This window comes from Neobacillus sp. PS3-12, from assembly GCF_030915385.1.
GTDB lineage: Bacteria > Bacillota > Bacilli > Bacillales > Cytobacillaceae > JAEVLT01.
Genome location: NZ_CP133268.1, coordinates 131,962 through 149,013, shown reverse-complemented (window position 1 = coordinate 149,013; position 17,052 = coordinate 131,962). Strand labels below are relative to the sequence as shown.

The following is a 17,052-nucleotide window of genomic DNA, read 5'->3' as shown; positions in this document are numbered from 1 at the left end:
GAAGGACAGTTATCTTCGAAACAATCGGTCATAAATTTGGAGAAGATACGGAGAAATTCGTTGCGTTCTTGGTCAGAAGGCTTTTCGCGTTTGTAGGCGATTAAGTCTTTCCCATAATACTCAAAAACACCCCGATGCCTCATATCAAACTCTGAACTTGTAGCTAAGTCCATAAATATTTGCTGCCGCTCTTTCTCATCCTTAATAGGAATGGTTTTGACCCGAACTTGTGGTTTCATAGGAGGGGGCTGTTTCGATTTGTTTCTTTTTTTCATCATACGCATCGACCTACTTTCTTGGGGAATTTTAAAACGAGGAATTATATGAGAATTTAAGAGGGCTATTGAAATTATATCGTTTCTTTCAAAGGAAAAGGGGATAGAAATGTTGATATTTTGTGAAAAGTCTAAATCTAAACGAAGCTAAACTATCCTCCGACAATGTGCTTGTAACTGATGCTTGGAGAGCCTACAAAACCTATGCGAAAGAAAATTCTTCTAACATCATTTGAATTTGAAATGACAGACACACTATGATAGTTTACGACTATCAAAATTCAATATGTAATCCTTAGTACAACTAATAAGCAGGATAATTTACAACGAATAGTTTATTTTTGTCATTTTCTAAAGTAAAATAGTTTATTATCGAACAGTTTATTTTTGAAACTATTTTATTAAGGAGTGGCTTAAATGGGATTGGATTTCAAAGACCCAAAAGTTAAAAAAGTACAGGAAGTTTATCAATCATTATGGGCTATTAACAAGACAACAGCTAAATTTACGAAAAAAAATGCTGAGAGTTTTGGGTTGACATTACAACAATTATCAATCCTTAATACTTTATTCGCATCTCCTGAATTAACGCAACAAGAGATAGCTGAAAGACTTATATCATCAAAAAGTACAATTAGTGTTGGGGTAGATAAACTGGTTAAACTGGGGTTGGTTGAAAGGGAAACTTCCGATGAAGATAGAAGGGAAGTAAAGCTAAAATTATCGAATAAAGGTGAGGAAGTATCAAAGGCATCCAGTAGGAATTCAATCTCTTATAAAGCAATGTTTACCGCATTAGAAAATATTCCTGAAGAAGATATTCAATCTTTACTTCGTATCCAGAAAGAATTACTAAATCATCTAATCAATAGTGGTTATTAAAAAATATTTTTATTCAACTGGGGGTGTTAGTAGAACAAGAATGGAGGAAACCCTGAAAAATTAGGGGTTTCTACTTCTTATAAAATAAGATTTCTCATGATGTCCAAAACTTTGTTTAAAATAGAAAACTGAATATTCATGGTAAAATACAGATGAGATTGTGAAGGATTGAGGAGTGATTGTAATTGGAAAATAAATATTGTCCTATATGTGGAGAGGAAAACGAGTGCATGGCAGGCGCTGGAGAACATGGTAACTGTTGGTGTGACACAGAAGAGTTTCCTAATGAAATTTTTGAATTAGTTCCTTTAGAAAGTAGAAGAAAACATTGTATATGTAAAAAATGTTTAAATAAATATAAGGAAGAGCAGAAAATATAGAAATTAGGCAGTGAACTATACAATGAATTCATGAAATAGAAGAAACGGTACTTGTTCAACGAACGGGATGCTTTTCTTCAATAAAATAGTTATTCCCAAATTGGGTGCTTTCCTGAAAACAAGGTTAGCGCTTATTTTCGTTTTAGGGTCAGTTTAATGAATAAAGTACTTAAAGAAGAGTGGAATATTTAGCGACAATCAATGAAAAACTTAAATGACATGGCTTTCTTACCAGTAATTTTCACAGGAGGTAATAAAAATGGCATTCACATCCAAAAATATCTTTATCAATTTATCTGTAAAAAACGTGAACAAGTCCACCAATTTTTTCAAGGAGCTTGGTTTTGAGTTCAACCCACAATTCTCCGATGAGACCACATCTTGTATGATCATCAGTGAGAATATCTTTGCTATGATAATGCTTGAGGAACGTTTTAAAGGATTTAGTAAGAAGGAAATTGTAGATACTACTACTTCGGCCGAAGCAATTCTCAGCTTTTCGGCTGAAAGTCGGGATCAAGTGGATGAAATAGTAAATAAGGCATTTTCATCTGGTGGTAAATCTTTTAGTGAGCCTCAAGATCATGGGTTTATGTATATATGGGGATTTCAGGATTTAGACGGTCATTTATGGGAAGTTGCTTATATGGATGAAAGTGCAATTAATCAAGAATAAACTGTAAGGTTTAAAGTCAAATCATGTTTAATATTCTAAGGGATGATGCCTTAAAGGGTATCATCTTTTTATTTATCTTTTATAGATTAGAAGTATGTGAAGTAATGGACTCAAAGTAAAAGGTGCTTTACTTGAATAGGATTTAAGCAATGATCTTCAACAAACAGGCGCCATTCTTAAGGATTGGCGCTCATTTTGCAATTCTAGGGTCAGATTGTTGCACAACAAGTAGAAAAAAAAGTATTAATGGTGAGGATTTCCAATTAAACGGACAGTTTTGTTAAACAAGTGATTCTAAATCTTACACAAATAATGGATAATAAATGTTAAATAGAATTTAATACGAGAGAGGTTAAAGAGAAAAAACATAAAGAGTTTAGAATGATTGTTCAACTATAATTTCTTTAATTTTATTTAAAATGGTAAAAAGCTTGTAATATCTCACATAAAAAAACGGGTCTTTGCTTCATTAACGATATTCAGCAATCGGGCGCAAATCCAGAATAGGAAATGCACTCATTTTTTATGATTTTTTAAAGGATTTGTCCTTAATAAAAATTGTTGAAAAAAAAGTAAAAAATTCATGTACTTTATTTGATTTCGGTCGTATGATGATATAAAAGTGATATCATTTTTATATCATCATGGTGGTTATTTTGAAAGAAAAATCCATTTTTAAAATGAATGGTTTTGTAGCACTTCTCTTTGCGTTAATATGTATAATCGTTGGGATTTACTTATTCTTTAATACCCTATCGGTTGGAGGACAATTATGCGCGATCGTAGTGATCATTCTTGGCTTAATCATTGCCACAAGTTTAACACCATTGTACAACCAAACGAAGCGAATCAAAAAGTAATAATATCATTTGATACGGTTGAAACCCTGCTCTCAATCAGTAACAAGCTTTTACGAAGTAGAGCAACAAAAAGTCTGTGAGTAAGGCTTTGTGAAACAAAGCTTAGGAGGTAATATGATGCTAAAAATCACAGGAGTGTCCAAGCGCTTTGGCGAGAGGGTCGCAGTAGATGCGCTCGATATGACCGTTGCGGGTGGCGAGGTGATGGGGCTCATCGGGCAAAATGGCGCAGGCAAGACCACGACTTTTCGGATGATTCTCAACTTTATCAACCCTGACAGCGGCAGCATCAGCTGGAACGGGGCGCCGATCACGCAGGCGCTTAAGCAGAAAATTGGCTTTCTGCCGGAAGAGCGCGGGCTCTACCAGAAGATGACGGTCGAGGATCAGATTGTCTATTTTGCGGAGCTGCACGGAATGAAGCGCGCGGACGCACGGGCGAAGCTCAATAACTGGCTCACACGGCTTGAGGTCGTGGGGAAAGCTACGGATAAGGTACAGGCGCTCTCGAAGGGAAACGCGCAGAAGGTGCAGTTCATCGCGACAATGATCCACGAGCCAGAGTTTTTGATTTTGGATGAGCCTTTTACGGGGCTTGATCCAGTCAATACCGAGCTCCTTCGCAATGAAATCAAGCGGATAAAGGAGCAGGGTGCGGTGGTCATCTTCTCCAATCACAATATGAGCGATGTGGAGCTTCTTTCTGACAATCTGACAATGCTGAAAAATGGCAAGACCGTGCTGCAAGGAGGAGTGCAAGCCATTCGCGAGTCCTATGGTCGCACGCGGATTTATCTGGAATCGGATATTTCCGATGAGGAACTACGCAGCTTTGCAGGCGTGCAGTCGATCGATAAAGAGAAGGGCGGTCGTGTGGTGCAAGTCGCTGAGGAGGCGGTCGGACACGAGATTTTCAAGCGAGTGAGTGCGTCTGGCTACGTGCAAGCCTTTATGCAGGCACCGCCGACATTGGATGAGATTTTCCGAATGAAGGTTGAACACGACCATAGCGTTCAATCGGTGGGTAACAAGAGCATTGGAGGTGGCAAATGATGAATCAACTATGGCTTGTAGCCAAAAACGCTTATCTGAAGCGGTTGAAGTCCTTTAGCTTTTGGGCGCTAGTCATTGGACCGCTCCTTATGCCTATCATCGCCATCGGAATCTCCTATATGAACGGCAATAGCGGCACTCCGAAGCTCGCTGTGGTGAATAACCGGCTCTCGTACAAGCTCTGAAGCAGGAGAAGTTGATTAATGCGACGATTTCTGAGGTTGCGAGCAAGTCTGAGGCGCAAAAGCAGCTGAATAATCATGATATTGATGCTTTTCTAACTTTTGATAGAAGTACGGAGAAGTTTCAGCTGATGGCGACTTCAAAGACGGCTGGGAAATTCAATGAAGCTAGTGTTCGGACGGCACTGACGCAACTCTTGATTGTGAAGCGTGCGGCGCAGGTACATCTGTCGAGTGCAGAAGCCGCAGCCCTCTTGCAGCCCGCCCATCTCTCAATGGTCACGCAGAATGCAAATGAAAAAACGCTTAACGCTACACAGATTGGAGCAAATAGCCGTCTTGCGGTTTTCACGGTCATTGTTATCTTTATTTTCTTGACACTCTACACGGGCGTCATTTCACAGGAAATCGCAAATGAGAAGTCGAATCGCATCATGGAAATCCTGCTTGCCGTGACTTCGAGCCGCGTGCAGTATTATGGTAAGGCTCTTGGCGTGATGCTGCTTGCGCTTACGCATATCGTGATTTACGCTATCGGTGGGACGGCGCTCTACTTTGGATTTAAAGACAATAGCGTCGTTATGCAGGTGACCTCGATGATGGCAGGGCTGAATGCAGGCTTTCTCGTTTATATTGCCTTGATGACCTTTATCGCAGTAGTGGGATTCCTGCTGCTTGCGTCCATTGTTGCCTCCCTCGTCAACGACCAGAGTCAAGCTCAGCAAGCCACACAGCCTGTGATCTATTTAAGTGTAATTGGATATATTGCGAGCTTCGCACTGAATGCGAATCCAAGCAATGTTGTGTTACAAGTAATGTCCTTCATTCCCTTTCTCTCGCCAACCATGATGCCGACGCGCTTTGCAAATCAGGCTGTGGGAGCGGGTGAGGCTTGGATCGCACTTTTGCTGCAAGTCATCGCTGTGGGCTTGGTCGCCTACTTCGGTGAACGCGTTTATTCGCGCAATGTCCTGTCGTATAGCGAAGGTAATCTTATTCGGCAGCTTTTCCGCAATATTCGCGGGGAACGACGTGGTTCAACTGCTGAAGCCCCAACGCTTGAGACGAAAAGCGGCGGTCTGAAAACGAGCAATGGTGACGGACGCAAGAGCCTCAATCAGCGGCTCGGTATACGCAATCGGTTGATAATTGCGGGAATAATCATCATCGTGGTTTTAATTCGGCATTTTCTGAAAAAATAGAAATTAAATCAGCACCTTAAAAACTCAAAATACAAAACTTTTGAGTTTTTTTGTGGTGAAAAATGGTGTTATTTTGTAGGTGTAAAAAAATAGATAATAATTGAATTATTAAGGGATAGATTAGATGTTTCCAATTTTAGAAACAGAACGATTAATACTTTCAAAAAGAGGGTGTTTTGAGGAACTTTACAGTTAGGGCGGGGGTTTTTTGTTTTTAAAATTAATTTTAATATTAGGGACAAATACGCTAAAAATGTATCAACATAACTCAATATAGCAAAAATGGATTGTCTTACGGCCAGACAGCCCATTTTTGCTTTTATTTATTAAATTCAACCGTTTCATTAATATCTGTCGATATAGAACTTTGCCCTGTCATGCGTTTATAGAGAAAGGCGACTTTCTTCGTAAAATTATCGGTTTCCCAATATTCGGCTGCTTCCGTTGTTACCTTGATCAAGATAACGTTAGGATCATCATAAGTAGTTTGCATAATTTTCTCATATGCATTGCTCCACAATTCTTTTTTCTTATCTAAATCCTCTACGATATCCGCTCTTCCACGGACGGAAACATAGGATTTACCTGCATAAGCTACATTAACATCTTGATCATGTAATATTTCTTCATATTTATTCGTTTCTTTCTTCGTGAAAAACCATAAGTCACCATCAAACTCTATTTCTTGAGTTTTCATAGGACGAGAAACAAGCCCCTCTTCCGTTAACGTAGTAAGCATGGCCGTATCTATATCTTTAATTAACTCTCTTAATGTTTCCATTTCTTCTTGTTTTATCATGTTAGACATTTGCATCACCTCATAGATGTATACAGAGGTATGCTACCCATTACACCAACTATTATTCAGGTATGGTGGATTGGGATATTCAGCTCTGACATTGAAAACTTATTGCTTTTCATGCAATTTAAAAAAGGATGCGCCTTTGCCTTTAACGAACAATGCCTCTGGCGAGAAAAACCAGAGGCATTGTTTTTACCGTAGAATATCTTCAATTCTAGCTAACGTTTCATCGCTTAACTTCACACCGGATGCTTTCACGTTTTCTTCAAGCTGCTCTGGGCGGCTAGCACCGACGAGTGCGCTGGCAACATTCGGTTGACGCAAAATCCAGGCAAGCGCAAGGGTTGGAAGAGAGAGTTTGTGATCTGCCGCAACCTCTTTTAATTTTTCTACTTTATCAAGGTTTTCATCCGTTAACAAGCCAAACAGGGATTTATATTTTTCCTGTGCCGCACGACTGCCTTCAGGGGCTTTTTCGCCTTTTTGATACTTACCTGTTAACACGCCTTGGGCAAGCGGTGACCAGACAACTTGTCCGATACCATGCTTTTGGCAGACAGGAAGCACTTCTTTTTCAATATAGCGTTCAAGCATGCTGTATTGCGGTTGGTTGACGACAATGCGGTCAAGCAATTTTTTATCGGCAAGATGAACTGCTTCAGTAATTTGTTCAGCCGTCCATTCGCTTACGCCAACATAAAAAACCTTCCCTTGTCGCACAAGATCGTCCAAGGCCCGTAGTGTTTCTTCAAGCGGTGTTTCTTTATCATAGCGATGGCAATAATAGATATCAACATAATCCGTATTTAGTCTTTTTAGACTTGCGTGGCATTGTTCGATAATATGTTTGCGTGAAAGTCCACGGTCATTAGGGCCATCACCCATCGGCCAAAATACCTTTGTGGCTAATACATAAGAATCCCGCTGATATTTTTTAAGCGCTTTACCTACCACAATTTCAGCTTCCCCGCGCATATAAACATTGGCTGTATCAAAAAAGTTAATGCCAAGGTCGTACGCCTTATCAATTGATGCAGTGGCGTTTTGCTCTTCCACATAACCCCCATATGTAAGCCAGCTTCCTAAACTAATTTCACTGACTTTTAACCCAGTATTTCCTAAACGGCGATATTCCATAGTATATAGCCCCCCCTAATAATTTCGTTACACATAATGAAATTACTATACTTTTTACCACGCTGTCCAGTTTGTGGAATATTGTATGTAAAGTAACAAGGGGCTTTACTGGCCTATAACTTTATTAAAAACAAAGGTTTAGTCAGTTTTATTAAAGACAGATGATCAATCTTTTTTTTAGGTTGGGTATTAAAGTAACAAATACATACTAAAGGTGATTTATGGGGAAGTTATTTTTTAGTATATCTTTTTGGAGGTTACTTATGGAGGAAAAGGGAAAACAGATTAGACTAACAGCGGGAGAAATTGGTCAGCTCTGGATTCAATACTTAAATGATAGCTCAAGCATATGTATTCTTTCATTTTTTTTAGAAAAAGCTGAGGACGTTGAAATTAAGCCTATAATTAAATTTGCTTTAGAATTATCAAAGTCACATATTCAAAAGATTACAGCAATCCTAACAGAGGAAAAAAGTGTAGTTCCAAATGGTTTTCGTATTGAAGAGGATGTTAATTTAACTGCTCCTAGACTTTATTCCGACAGTTTTGTACTAAATTTTATCAACCAAATGTCTAAGGTTGGACTTACAACATATGCTGGTAGTGTTGGAATATCTGTAAGAAGTGATATTAAATCCTATTACATGGATTGTCTTACAGAAACAATGCAATTATATGATAAGTCAACTGAATTATTATTGACCAAAGGATTGTATATCAGATCTCCGAGCCTGCCTAATTTAGAGAAGGTTGAATTTGTGAAAAAGCAATGGTTTATGTTAGATGTATTCGGAGAAAAAAGACCATTAGTTGCTGCGGAAGTTGATTATTTATTTGCGAATATGCAAAGAAATGCCTTGGGAGTAGCTGCACTTACTGGCTTTAGTCAGGTTGCCAAGGATAAGAATGTAAAACAATTCTTTTTAAAGGGTTTAGAAGTTGGGAATAAACATATTAGATTATTTAGAGGTAAGCTTGAGGAAAGTAAACTTCCTGCACCTATGAGTTGGGATTCAGAAATAACAAATAGTACAACCCATACTTTTTCTGATAAACTCATGATGTTCTTTACAAGTGGCTTGATTTCTTTGAGCGTTGGCTTTTACGGTACAGCTGTTAGTCTAAGTCCTAGAGGTGATCTTACTGCACTGTATAACAGGCTATCCTTAGAAGTTCAAATGTATGCTGAAGATGGAGCTAATATCATGATTAATAACCGGTGGTTGGAACAGCCTCCAATGGCATACGATAGAGATGAGTTAATAAGAAAAAAAAATCAATTGTAAATCACATTTAAAGTCCTTCTGTATTTAGCAGTAAGGGCTTTTTCGATTTCATTATGAATTATGTCTGCTACATAGGTTGTCGTTACACCACATTACTTAACGTCAGTCTCAAGTGGGACTTGAGAATCAATTTTTGGTTATAAACAGAGACATAGTAGGTTTTGATTTACATATAATGTAAAATATCAAACTACTTGGAGGTATATAATGGAAAATAAGGAAAGTGTTGTTCCCAAAGAGGTTCTTGTTCCCGATAATCCCGTCTCAAAATTTTTATTTGTAAGTTCAAAATCAGGGTGGATTTGGTTAATTATAAGACTCTATTTAGGATATGAATGGCTTCAGGCTGGATGGGAAAAGGTTCATTCGGATGTATGGACTGGAGAAAAAGCAGGGGGAGCACTTCAAGGGTTTATAAAAGGGGCAATAGCTAAAGCCAATACTGGATCTGCGCATGCTGATGTCTCAGGATGGTATGCACATTTCCTTGAAAATATTGTTCTTCCACATGCTAAAGGATTTTCTATTCTTGTTGCATATGGTGAGGTGCTAGTAGGATTAGGACTTATTGTTGGATTATTAACAGGAATAGCTGCATTTTTTGGAGGCGTGATGAACGTCAGTTATTTATTTGCTGGGACAGTAAGTACAAATCCTTTGTTATTTGTTTTTGCCACTTGGCTTGTTCTTGCCTGGAAAGTAGCTGGATGGTATGGATTAGATAGATGGGCATTAAAATACTTGGGTACCCCATGGGAGCATCTTAACAAACATAAAACAGTGGAAAATGATAGCCCTCCTAGTAGTTAAATGAATTTTATAAATGAAGAATCCACCTGTTTTGTAGATGGTGAATTCTTTTAAAGATCTAATTTTATATTCTGGTTAGTTAAATAATTGTTTCTTGAGCCTGGAGGTTTGTGCATGTATTATGCAGAGAACCTCCTTTTTTGTTTCTTCGAATGACAAGACACCGTTATAAAAATATTAACTAATTCTATACATTGAACCAAAAAACTTATTTAAACTTATAATAACTTGATTTTACTTAAATAAACACATAAAATATTAACATCAGGAGGTGGTATTGCTTGGAATCACTTAGCCAAGAGGAGCGACTCGTTCGTTTGATGGACTATTTACAACAACATCAACGGGTTACAGCTGGAACGATCTGTGAGTTATTTAATGTGTCACGTGATACTGCCAGACGAGACATCGTGAGGCTTGTTGAGAGCGGTAATGTTATACGTACACGTGGTGGGGTAATGTTACCTCGATTGACAAAGGAAGTGTCTGTCTATAAGGAGAGACTTTTCCTAGAATCTGCTGGAAAGCGGGAGATTGGTCAAATCGCCGCAGATCTCGTCAAAGACGGGGACTATGTTATTTTTGATGCGTCAACCACCGTACATTTCGCTGCCCAATGTTTGGAGGCGGAGGATGTTACGGTCGTAACCAACGCAATCGACGTAGCGAGTGTTCTCGCCGATAAGGATGGTGTTACTGTGCACTTGTTGGGTGGAACACTCAATGGCAAACATCGCTTTTTGTACGGTGCAGCGACACTTCAAAAGCTGTCGGAATATCAAGTCGACAAACTGTTTCTAGGAGCATGCGGAATAACTGCTGATGGAATATCGTACCCGTATGAAGAAGATGGAGCCGTAAAGCGGGAAATGATACACCATGCAGATCAGGTTATTTTGTTAGCAGATAGTACAAAGTTTGGGAAACGCTTGTTCCATAGAATTTCAGGGTTGGACTCGATTGATATGGTCATTACTGACAAAGAGCCAGATGAAGCAATGACCCAGGTTCTGAATGATCACGACATTGAGGTTATTGTTGCAAAAAAAGGATAGATGTGAAGAGTCACTGTGTTAATCAAAATGGGTCGTTTGTTCATTTGAACCCATAAGAAAGAGGGAATTACAATGATAGAACAAAGTATTATCTTTTTTGATATTGACGGAACTTTGCTTACACAAGATAAAAAGTTACCTACTTCCGCAAAAGATGCGATTTATAAATTAAAAGAAAGGGGGCATGAAGTGGGAATTGCAACAGGTAGAGCTCCGTTTATGTTTGAAGATCTGCGAAAAGAGTTAGATATAAATACTTATATAAGTTATAACGGTCAATATGTAGTTTTAGATGGAGAAGTCCTTTATACCAATCCACTAAACCTTACATTGATTAAAAAATTAACAGAAACAGCTCTTAGTAATCATCATCCAGTCGTTTACATGGATCATGAAGATATGAAATCGAATGTGCCAGAACATTCTTATATCAAGGACAGTTTTGAGTTATTGAAATTGGATAGTCCTACCTACGATCCCCATTATTATCATGGGCGTGAACTGTATCAAACCCTTCTATTTTGCCCAGATGGTGAAGAGAAACAATATGAGCAGAGATTTACAGATTTAGATTTTGTTAGAGCACTGCAATTTTCAGTTGATGTTATTCCAAAGGGGGGCTCAAAAGCAAAAGGAATAGAGAAAATTATCGACAAATTAGGATTTCCAGAAGAATGTCAATATGCTTTTGGAGATGGATTAAATGATATTGAGATGCTTTCAACAATAAAAAACAGTGTGGCAATGGGCAATGCAGAAGAAAAAGTAAGGGGAGCAGCAAAATACGTTACTAAATCAGTTGAAGACAATGGAATCTATTATGGTCTTCAAATGGTCGGTCTAATATTAGTGAGATAGGGCGTTGTCCTCTAAAAAGGCAGAAGGGTATCGCTCTTTTTTTTATAAAGATATTGTGATGGAATTCACTTAAACTAATGGGTGCAAGAGTTTAAAAAAGGTTTGTTGCGGTAACACAAAAAAAGAGCTTGGAATAATCCAGGCTCAAGCGTTATTGTTAAAAGGCTGCTTTATGGATAACTTCATAGTTTTTGTGATTGATAACGGTTACATTGTTTTCAAAAAAAATGCCTGTGGGATTTTTAAGTATTTTTATAATTACCGAGCTTTCATAAACCTTTTCCACAATACCTACAATTCCTTTGTTGGATCGAATCTGATCTTTTACCTCTGCCATATTCAAGATGTCTCACCCTTTTTTATTTCTAATTTACACGAAATATTCTGAAAGTTCAACCCTCTCAAAGAGATGAAACACAAATGAAATATTTTCTATCTCTTCTTAAGTATCATAAAAGGTTCGTAAACAACGTATAGGGGCGAACCCGTGATTTGTTTTAACAATTTGATCCATCATACTCATTCACTCTCTGTTCCTATATGATAAATATTCTAAAAATTTCTTGGACGCAAGGGAAAGTGATTTTTGTTCTCTCATAGCAACACCAATATTTCTAAAAGCAGGAACTTCAAGCTCTTTCGCTATAATTTTGTGAGGAATACGCTGTAAGATCAATTCTGGTAATATACTGATTCCTAACCCATTTTCTACCATAGACATAATGGCATAGTCATCCCAGGTTGTAAAATTAACATGCGGTGAAATATGATGCCTCTCAAAAATTTCAGAGATTTCAGCTTTTGCCCCCTTTTCCAACAGCATAAACGGACTGTTCAATAATTCGTTGATTGGAAACTTATCGCAATTAGCAAGCGGGTGATCTGGAGGAATTACGACAAGTAAACGATCTTGCTCCAAAAAGATCGTTTCCATTTCTGCATTTGTCGGTAGCCGTAAAAATCCAAAGTCAACACGCCCATTGAGGATCCAGCTCTCAATTTCGGTATAATCACCAAGCAGAAATTTAAAATCTATCATTGGGTAATCCTTCTTAAAAACTTTAATAATGTTAGGGAGCCAATGAGATGCCACGCTGGAAAAAGTCCCAATACGAATCATCCCGGATTCTAAATTATGTAAGTCTTCGATCTGTTTCATTAAGATTTCATACTCAATGCAAATTCGCTTTAATTGGGGCAGTAACTTTAAACCATCTGAGGTTAAATTGATACCGGTACGTCCTCTTTCAAAAAGGAAAAATCCCCATTCTTTTTCTAAATCGTTAATCATGCGGCTAATCCCAGACTGTGAATAGTCCAATATTTCGGCAGCTTTTGTAAAACTACCCAATTCTACTGCTTTTACAAATGCCATATATTTTTGGATATTCATATCTCTTTCCTCATTCCATCTGGTTTTGTCATACATATCATGATAAACATTCGTTTTTGTAATATATGTGAGTATGATATATTATTGCTATTCATTATTCAAGTAAGGAAAGGAAAAGGTGTAGAACGATGTTTTTTGTGAGTGATATTATGGGAAAAGCACCAGACAGCTACAAGTCTTATCTACAAGAAACGGTCTATGAATCTTTAACCAAGTTACAGATTCCATTTGAACGAGGTCAAAACCGAGCTGATCGTCAATAACTTCTTAACCTATGCAAAGCACATTCCGAAAGTAATCGAAATGTAGAATTCATAAAAAGAATGGTATTATACTGCTGCAGGAGTAAATGATGAAATCTAAAATTCATTTTATATTATCAATGATCATTTTCGGTACAATTGGTTTAGTAGTTCGAAACATTGATCTATCTTCGAGCGAAAGAGCTTTACTAAGCAGTTTCCTAGGATGCTTATTTTTATTGCTAATATTCTTCATGATGAAGAAAAAAATATCATGGAAGATAGTTAAATCTAATGCTTTATTTTTAATTCTTTCAGGTATTGCCTTGGGAGGAAATTGGATTTTTCTTTATCAATCGTATGACCATACGACGATTGCCAATGCAACACTAGGTTATTATTTTGCGCCTGTGTTTGTCATGATTCTTTCTCCTTTTGTACTTCGGGAAAAATTATCTATTAAAAAAATGGTGTGTATTGGAGTAGCGATCATAGGAATGTTAATGATTGTAGGAGAAGGGGTGAGTTCATCCAGTTCAGAAGATATACTTGGACTTTCCTTTGGATTAATCGCAGCTGCATTTTATGCAGCGTTATTGCTTTTAAATAAATTCATTAAAGATATGGGAAAGTTAGAGATGACCATCATTCAACTCGGAACAACCACTTTACTCCTAATACCATATGTTTTCATGACTTCCGGATTTGGTATCTTCGAAGTATCAGGTTCTTCCATTCCTTTTATCTTAATTTTAGGGATTATCAATACAGGGATTGGATTTTGGTTGTTTTTCTCTGGTATGGAAAAATTAAAAGGACAGAGTATAGCTATGCTAAGTTATGTAGACCCATTTGTAGCTATATTGATTTCTGCAATGATCCTGCATGAACAATTGACTATTGATCAGATGCTGGGTGGTGCACTCCTGTTGGGGTCTACCATTGCTAGTGAAACCAATTTTATTAGATTATCCAAACAGAGCACAAAAATTTTATCGAAACAGTGATAAGAGAAGTGGAAATTTTTCACCACTGCTCTTATTTTATGTGGAAATCTTAATACAGCAGGAGAAGTATATTTACAGTTAAAAGATTTAAATAGGATCGTATAAAAAGGGGACTCATTTCATTAAAACGAGTTTCCCTTTTTATGATCTCTTAACAAATTCCTTGCTCTTATGGCAGCGTGTCTCATTTTTTATTCATCCGCTAGTCGGTAGCCTACTCCGACTTCGGTTAACAAATATCTTGGTTGAGCTGGTTCTTTTTCAATTTTTCTTCTCATGTTTGCCATAAAGACTCGGAGTGACAATGTATCACTCCCATTCGTATCACCCCAAATCTCCCGTAGGATGAATTTATGTGTTAATACCTTTCCTGCTTGTTTTGCCATCAAGACCAATAATTTATATTCCAAAGGCGTTAAATGAACTTCATCACTAGATAAATAAACATGGCGTTTTTCATAATCAATTTTCAATTCTCCGACTGTAAACATTGAACTCAATTCCTGTTGATTAGAGATACTAGTAGGAATTAAATGACGTAAAGCCACCCTCAGTCGTGCAAGCAGTTCAGGCAAACTAAAAGGTTTTGTTAAATAATCATCTGCACCAGAATCTAAAGCTAGCACTTTTTCTTTTTCTTTTCCTCGCGCCGATACAACAACGATAGGGGCTTTTGTTAATTTTCTTAATTCGGTAATCACATCGATCCCATCAATATCTGGAAGCCCTAAATCCAGAATAATGATATCTGGACGATGGGATGCTGCTAAAGAAATAGCGTTCTTGCCCGAATCTGTTTCAATGTATTTATAACCATTTGCATTTAATGAAACACAAATGAAATTTCTAATCGATTTGTCATCTTCAACCACAAGAATTACTGGCTTATTTTCCATGTGTATCATCCTTTACTGGTAATTTAAATCGAAAAGTTGCTCCACCATTTTCATTATTAAAAGCAGAAATTACACCACCGTGAGCGGTAATAATAGATTTGCAGATGGCAAGACCTAACCCGATGCCACGCCTTGAAGAAGTAGTGAAAAATCGTTTAAAGATCAAAGGCAGATTTTCATCGGGTATGCCATTTCCATTATCCATTACTTCGAAATAAACAAAATCATCTTTAAGAAAGGCTTTCACGTTAATAGTAGAATGGGGTGGAGTATATTTAATTGCGTTATCAAGCAAGTTTATCAATACTTGTTTGATTAATATTCCGTCCATTGGAATCATAATAGGTTCGTCTGGGATGGTTATTTTTATTTCATGATGAGTGTCAAGTTTTTTTATTCTCAACACTGCCTCACTAATGACTTCCTCCACCAATTCAAAATTTTTATTAATGGAAACTTTACCATCATCCATCCGGGTAATGCTTAATATGTTTTCGACAGAATGGATAAGCCATTTAGATTCTTCAAAAATATCAACAAGTAATTGTTTCTTCACATCTTTTTCTAGTGTTTCTTCGTGTTCAAGTAAAGTAGTTGTAGATCCTAAAATTCCTGTTAAAGGTGTACGCAAATCATGTGATACTGCACGAAGAAGATTACCTCGAAGTTTTTCTCTTTCCATTTCAACTTGGGCTTTCTGTTGTTTTTTCGAGATTTTTTCACGCTCCATTGCAAGCGCAAGTTGCATAGAAATGGCTTCCACAAAACTTTTTTGCTCTATAGTTAAAGAAGAATTGAAACAGGTAATCCCAATTACCCCGAGACTCTCATCAAGTCCTTTAATCGGAAAATAGATTGCATTCTTCGTTTCTAAAGATTTATTTGTTTGGATTGTTTTTTTTATTTCAACGCAATTATAAAACATTTGTTCATTCTCATCTGTTTTTAAAATGCAAGGTTCACTCAATTTATTCGATGATTTTAACACAGTAATGAAAACAGAATGATTGATGGACTCAAAAATCTTTTTCGCACCAATTTCTAAAATTTGGTCTACATCTGGTGCTTGGAGTAAATTTTTACTGATCTGATAAAGAATTTGTGTTTGTTTTTCACGGAATGTTGATAAATATGCCTCTTTTTTCACCTTTGTCGTCAATGTACTTGTGATGATCGCTGCAATCAACATAATAGCAAATGTTATGGGATAGTCTGGTCGATAAGCAGCCAGTGAGTAATATGGCACTGTAAAAAAGAAATTAAAATCCAATACCCCAATTATTGATGATATTATTCCATACAAATAACCTTCTGTATATTTTGAAACTAGCAAAACACCTAATATAAAAGTAATGATTATATTGGTTTCAGTTATTCCAATATATTTAAAAAATAAAGATAGGAAAGTAATTAATATCATGATCATGACCATCACACCGCTGTTCCATGTGATATGTTTCATTTGCTTCATTAATATCATCCTTCATGTTTTGATACTATTTATCTAATATTATTATATTAATGTTAAAAATGAATTCGATTAACAAAAAAATTAACAACATCTTAACTGTATTTCTTATTAAAACGCTCTTAAAATACACATATAGATTTGAAATAGGGGGGCACTAAAGTATACAAGATTACAATCACTCCATAATAAAAAATTCATATTATCGGCTTAATTCTGAGGAAACTCAGGAACGGAGGAACCAATTTTTCCGGGGTTAATTCTACAAGTTGTAGAAAGGATGAGATACTCTTTCGCCATCCTACCCGTCAGCTAACTTCGTCGGCTAAAGCGAGGGAGGTCAGAAGACCACCTGATTCAGGGGCTTTTTTGTTCAGGAAGCAAAAAGGCAGCTTGAGCATTTTTAAGTAGGTCTTTTTTATTATGCTTATTTTAAGGAAAAGGGATTTACAGACAATGAAAAAGAACTTCAATACGGTATTAAAAGTGCAGATTTTACTGAATTAATTAATTCAGATAATGGTAAAATAAATAAAGTTTTCAATGGATACGCTGGAGTGTATTTGAAAATTAACAATAAGAAAATGA

At 36.9% G+C, this 17,052-nt stretch carries 19 protein-coding genes and 1 riboswitch; of the genes, 13 read left to right on the top strand and 6 right to left on the bottom strand.

Annotated elements, in window-relative coordinates; translation table 11 throughout:
- Positions 1-692: 692 nt before the first annotated feature.
- The 7 genes from RCG17_RS00825 (at position 693) to RCG17_RS00795 (ending at position 5,510) form a co-directional block, all read left to right on the top strand.
- Positions 693-1,157, top strand: a complete 465-nt coding sequence (locus RCG17_RS00825) for a MarR family winged helix-turn-helix transcriptional regulator (protein WP_308173418.1) — start codon at positions 693-695, stop codon at positions 1,155-1,157.
- A 185-nt stretch (positions 1,158-1,342) separates the two neighbouring features.
- On the top strand, positions 1,343-1,537 hold the full coding sequence (locus RCG17_RS00820) for a cysteine-rich CWC family protein (RefSeq protein ID WP_308173417.1): 195 nt from the start codon (positions 1,343-1,345) through the stop codon (positions 1,535-1,537).
- 259 nt (positions 1,538-1,796) lie between these two features.
- Positions 1,797-2,213, top strand: coding sequence for a VOC family protein (locus tag RCG17_RS00815; protein ID WP_308173416.1), 417 nt, complete (start codon positions 1,797-1,799; stop codon positions 2,211-2,213).
- A 656-nt stretch (positions 2,214-2,869) separates the two neighbouring features.
- On the top strand, positions 2,870-3,073 hold the full coding sequence (locus RCG17_RS00810) for a hypothetical protein (protein WP_308173415.1): 204 nt from the start codon (positions 2,870-2,872) through the stop codon (positions 3,071-3,073).
- 114 nt (positions 3,074-3,187) lie between these two features.
- Entirely contained in the window at positions 3,188-4,126 is a 939-nt protein-coding gene (locus RCG17_RS00805; RefSeq protein ID WP_308173414.1) for an ABC transporter ATP-binding protein, read from the top strand.
- Complete coding sequence (locus RCG17_RS00800; protein ID WP_308173413.1) at positions 4,123-4,311, top strand: hypothetical protein; 189 nt, start codon at positions 4,123-4,125, stop codon at positions 4,309-4,311. Before RCG17_RS00805 ends, RCG17_RS00800 begins: the two co-directional genes overlap by 4 nt.
- Before the next feature lie 11 nt (positions 4,312-4,322).
- A complete protein-coding gene (locus tag RCG17_RS00795; protein ID WP_308173412.1) occupies positions 4,323-5,510 on the top strand; it encodes an ABC transporter permease in 1,188 nt (395 codons plus the stop codon).
- A gap of 319 nt (positions 5,511-5,829) precedes the next feature.
- On the opposite strand, the gene RCG17_RS00790 is transcribed toward RCG17_RS00795, so the two are convergent.
- A complete protein-coding gene (locus RCG17_RS00790; RefSeq protein WP_308173411.1) occupies positions 5,830-6,318 on the bottom strand; it encodes a pyridoxamine 5'-phosphate oxidase family protein in 489 nt (162 codons plus the stop codon).
- A gap of 186 nt (positions 6,319-6,504) precedes the next feature.
- Positions 6,505-7,449 (bottom strand): aldo/keto reductase family protein, encoded by a 945-nt coding sequence (locus tag RCG17_RS00785; protein ID WP_308173410.1) that lies wholly within the window; start codon positions 7,447-7,449, stop codon positions 6,505-6,507.
- 263 nt (positions 7,450-7,712) lie between these two features.
- Here RCG17_RS00785 and RCG17_RS00780 point away from each other — a divergent pair, with 263 nt between their 5' ends.
- The 4 genes from RCG17_RS00780 to RCG17_RS00765 all read left to right on the top strand — a co-directional run bounded on the left by RCG17_RS00780 (position 7,713) and on the right by RCG17_RS00765 (position 11,458).
- A complete protein-coding gene (locus RCG17_RS00780; RefSeq protein ID WP_308173409.1) occupies positions 7,713-8,735 on the top strand; it encodes a DUF3231 family protein in 1,023 nt (340 codons plus the stop codon).
- Positions 8,736-8,942: 207 nt separating this feature from the next.
- Positions 8,943-9,545 carry a DoxX family protein gene (locus RCG17_RS00775; protein ID WP_308173408.1) on the top strand — a complete coding sequence of 201 codons (603 nt, stop codon included), beginning with the start codon at positions 8,943-8,945 and terminating at the stop codon, positions 9,543-9,545.
- A 281-nt stretch (positions 9,546-9,826) separates the two neighbouring features.
- Entirely contained in the window at positions 9,827-10,600 is a 774-nt protein-coding gene (locus RCG17_RS00770) for a DeoR/GlpR family DNA-binding transcription regulator (RefSeq protein ID WP_308173407.1), read from the top strand.
- 72 nt (positions 10,601-10,672) lie between these two features.
- Positions 10,673-11,458, top strand: a complete 786-nt coding sequence (locus tag RCG17_RS00765) for a Cof-type HAD-IIB family hydrolase (protein WP_308173406.1) — start codon at positions 10,673-10,675, stop codon at positions 11,456-11,458.
- 157 nt (positions 11,459-11,615) lie between these two features.
- Here RCG17_RS00765 and RCG17_RS00760 read toward each other — a convergent pair whose 3' ends face one another.
- Together RCG17_RS00760 and RCG17_RS00755 are read right to left on the bottom strand one after the other, a co-directional pair.
- Positions 11,616-11,795 carry a DUF2187 family protein gene (locus RCG17_RS00760; protein WP_308175736.1) on the bottom strand — a complete coding sequence of 60 codons (180 nt, stop codon included), beginning with the start codon at positions 11,793-11,795 and terminating at the stop codon, positions 11,616-11,618.
- 186 nt (positions 11,796-11,981) lie between these two features.
- The gene (locus RCG17_RS00755; protein ID WP_308173405.1) at positions 11,982-12,851 is read right to left on the bottom strand and encodes a LysR family transcriptional regulator; all 870 of its coding nucleotides are present in this window, start codon (positions 12,849-12,851) and stop codon (positions 11,982-11,984) included.
- Between the two features lie 128 nt (positions 12,852-12,979).
- Between RCG17_RS00755 and RCG17_RS00750 the strand changes: the two genes are divergently transcribed.
- Both RCG17_RS00750 and RCG17_RS00745 read left to right on the top strand, forming a co-directional pair.
- Positions 12,980-13,114, top strand: a complete 135-nt coding sequence (locus RCG17_RS00750; RefSeq protein ID WP_308173404.1) for a hypothetical protein — start codon at positions 12,980-12,982, stop codon at positions 13,112-13,114.
- A gap of 89 nt (positions 13,115-13,203) precedes the next feature.
- Positions 13,204-14,100 (top strand): DMT family transporter, encoded by an 897-nt coding sequence (locus RCG17_RS00745; RefSeq protein ID WP_308175735.1) that lies wholly within the window; start codon positions 13,204-13,206, stop codon positions 14,098-14,100.
- Positions 14,101-14,291: 191 nt separating this feature from the next.
- On the opposite strand, the gene RCG17_RS00740 is transcribed toward RCG17_RS00745, so the two are convergent.
- Positions 14,292-14,996 (bottom strand): response regulator, encoded by a 705-nt coding sequence (locus RCG17_RS00740; protein WP_308173403.1) that lies wholly within the window; start codon positions 14,994-14,996, stop codon positions 14,292-14,294.
- The gene (locus RCG17_RS00735; protein WP_308173402.1) at positions 14,986-16,467 is read right to left on the bottom strand and encodes an ATP-binding protein; all 1,482 of its coding nucleotides are present in this window, start codon (positions 16,465-16,467) and stop codon (positions 14,986-14,988) included. The genes RCG17_RS00740 and RCG17_RS00735 overlap by 11 nt, the downstream gene beginning before the upstream one ends.
- 194 nt (positions 16,468-16,661) lie before the next feature.
- A riboswitch (cyclic di-AMP (ydaO/yuaA leader) is annotated at positions 16,662-16,806 on the top strand.
- Positions 16,807-17,052 lie beyond the last annotated feature (246 nt).

What these genes read in the sequence shown, in the direction of transcription:
- RCG17_RS00790 (WP_308173411.1), bottom strand. Translation starts at nt 6,318, where the DNA reads ATGTCTAACATGATAAAACAAGAAGAAATGGAAACATTAAGAGAGTTA.
- RCG17_RS00815 (WP_308173416.1), top strand. Translation starts at nt 1,797, where the DNA reads ATGGCATTCACATCCAAAAATATCTTTATCAATTTATCTGTAAAAAAC.
- RCG17_RS00740 (WP_308173403.1), bottom strand. Translation starts at nt 14,996, where the DNA reads ATGGAAAATAAGCCAGTAATTCTTGTGGTTGAAGATGACAAATCGATT.
- RCG17_RS00760 (WP_308175736.1), bottom strand. Translation starts at nt 11,795, where the DNA reads ATGGCAGAGGTAAAAGATCAGATTCGATCCAACAAAGGAATTGTAGGT.
- RCG17_RS00765 (WP_308173406.1), top strand. Translation starts at nt 10,673, where the DNA reads ATGATAGAACAAAGTATTATCTTTTTTGATATTGACGGAACTTTGCTT.
- RCG17_RS00745 (WP_308175735.1), top strand. Translation starts at nt 13,204, where the DNA reads ATGAAATCTAAAATTCATTTTATATTATCAATGATCATTTTCGGTACA.
- RCG17_RS00750 (WP_308173404.1), top strand. Translation starts at nt 12,980, where the DNA reads ATGTTTTTTGTGAGTGATATTATGGGAAAAGCACCAGACAGCTACAAG.
- RCG17_RS00755 (WP_308173405.1), bottom strand. Translation starts at nt 12,851, where the DNA reads ATGAATATCCAAAAATATATGGCATTTGTAAAAGCAGTAGAATTGGGT.
- RCG17_RS00805 (WP_308173414.1), top strand. Translation starts at nt 3,188, where the DNA reads ATGATGCTAAAAATCACAGGAGTGTCCAAGCGCTTTGGCGAGAGGGTC.
- RCG17_RS00785 (WP_308173410.1), bottom strand. Translation starts at nt 7,449, where the DNA reads ATGGAATATCGCCGTTTAGGAAATACTGGGTTAAAAGTCAGTGAAATT.
- RCG17_RS00800 (WP_308173413.1), top strand. Translation starts at nt 4,123, where the DNA reads ATGATGAATCAACTATGGCTTGTAGCCAAAAACGCTTATCTGAAGCGG.
- RCG17_RS00825 (WP_308173418.1), top strand. Translation starts at nt 693, where the DNA reads ATGGGATTGGATTTCAAAGACCCAAAAGTTAAAAAAGTACAGGAAGTT.
- RCG17_RS00775 (WP_308173408.1), top strand. Translation starts at nt 8,943, where the DNA reads ATGGAAAATAAGGAAAGTGTTGTTCCCAAAGAGGTTCTTGTTCCCGAT.
- RCG17_RS00780 (WP_308173409.1), top strand. Translation starts at nt 7,713, where the DNA reads ATGGAGGAAAAGGGAAAACAGATTAGACTAACAGCGGGAGAAATTGGT.
- RCG17_RS00735 (WP_308173402.1), bottom strand. Translation starts at nt 16,467, where the DNA reads ATGAAGCAAATGAAACATATCACATGGAACAGCGGTGTGATGGTCATG.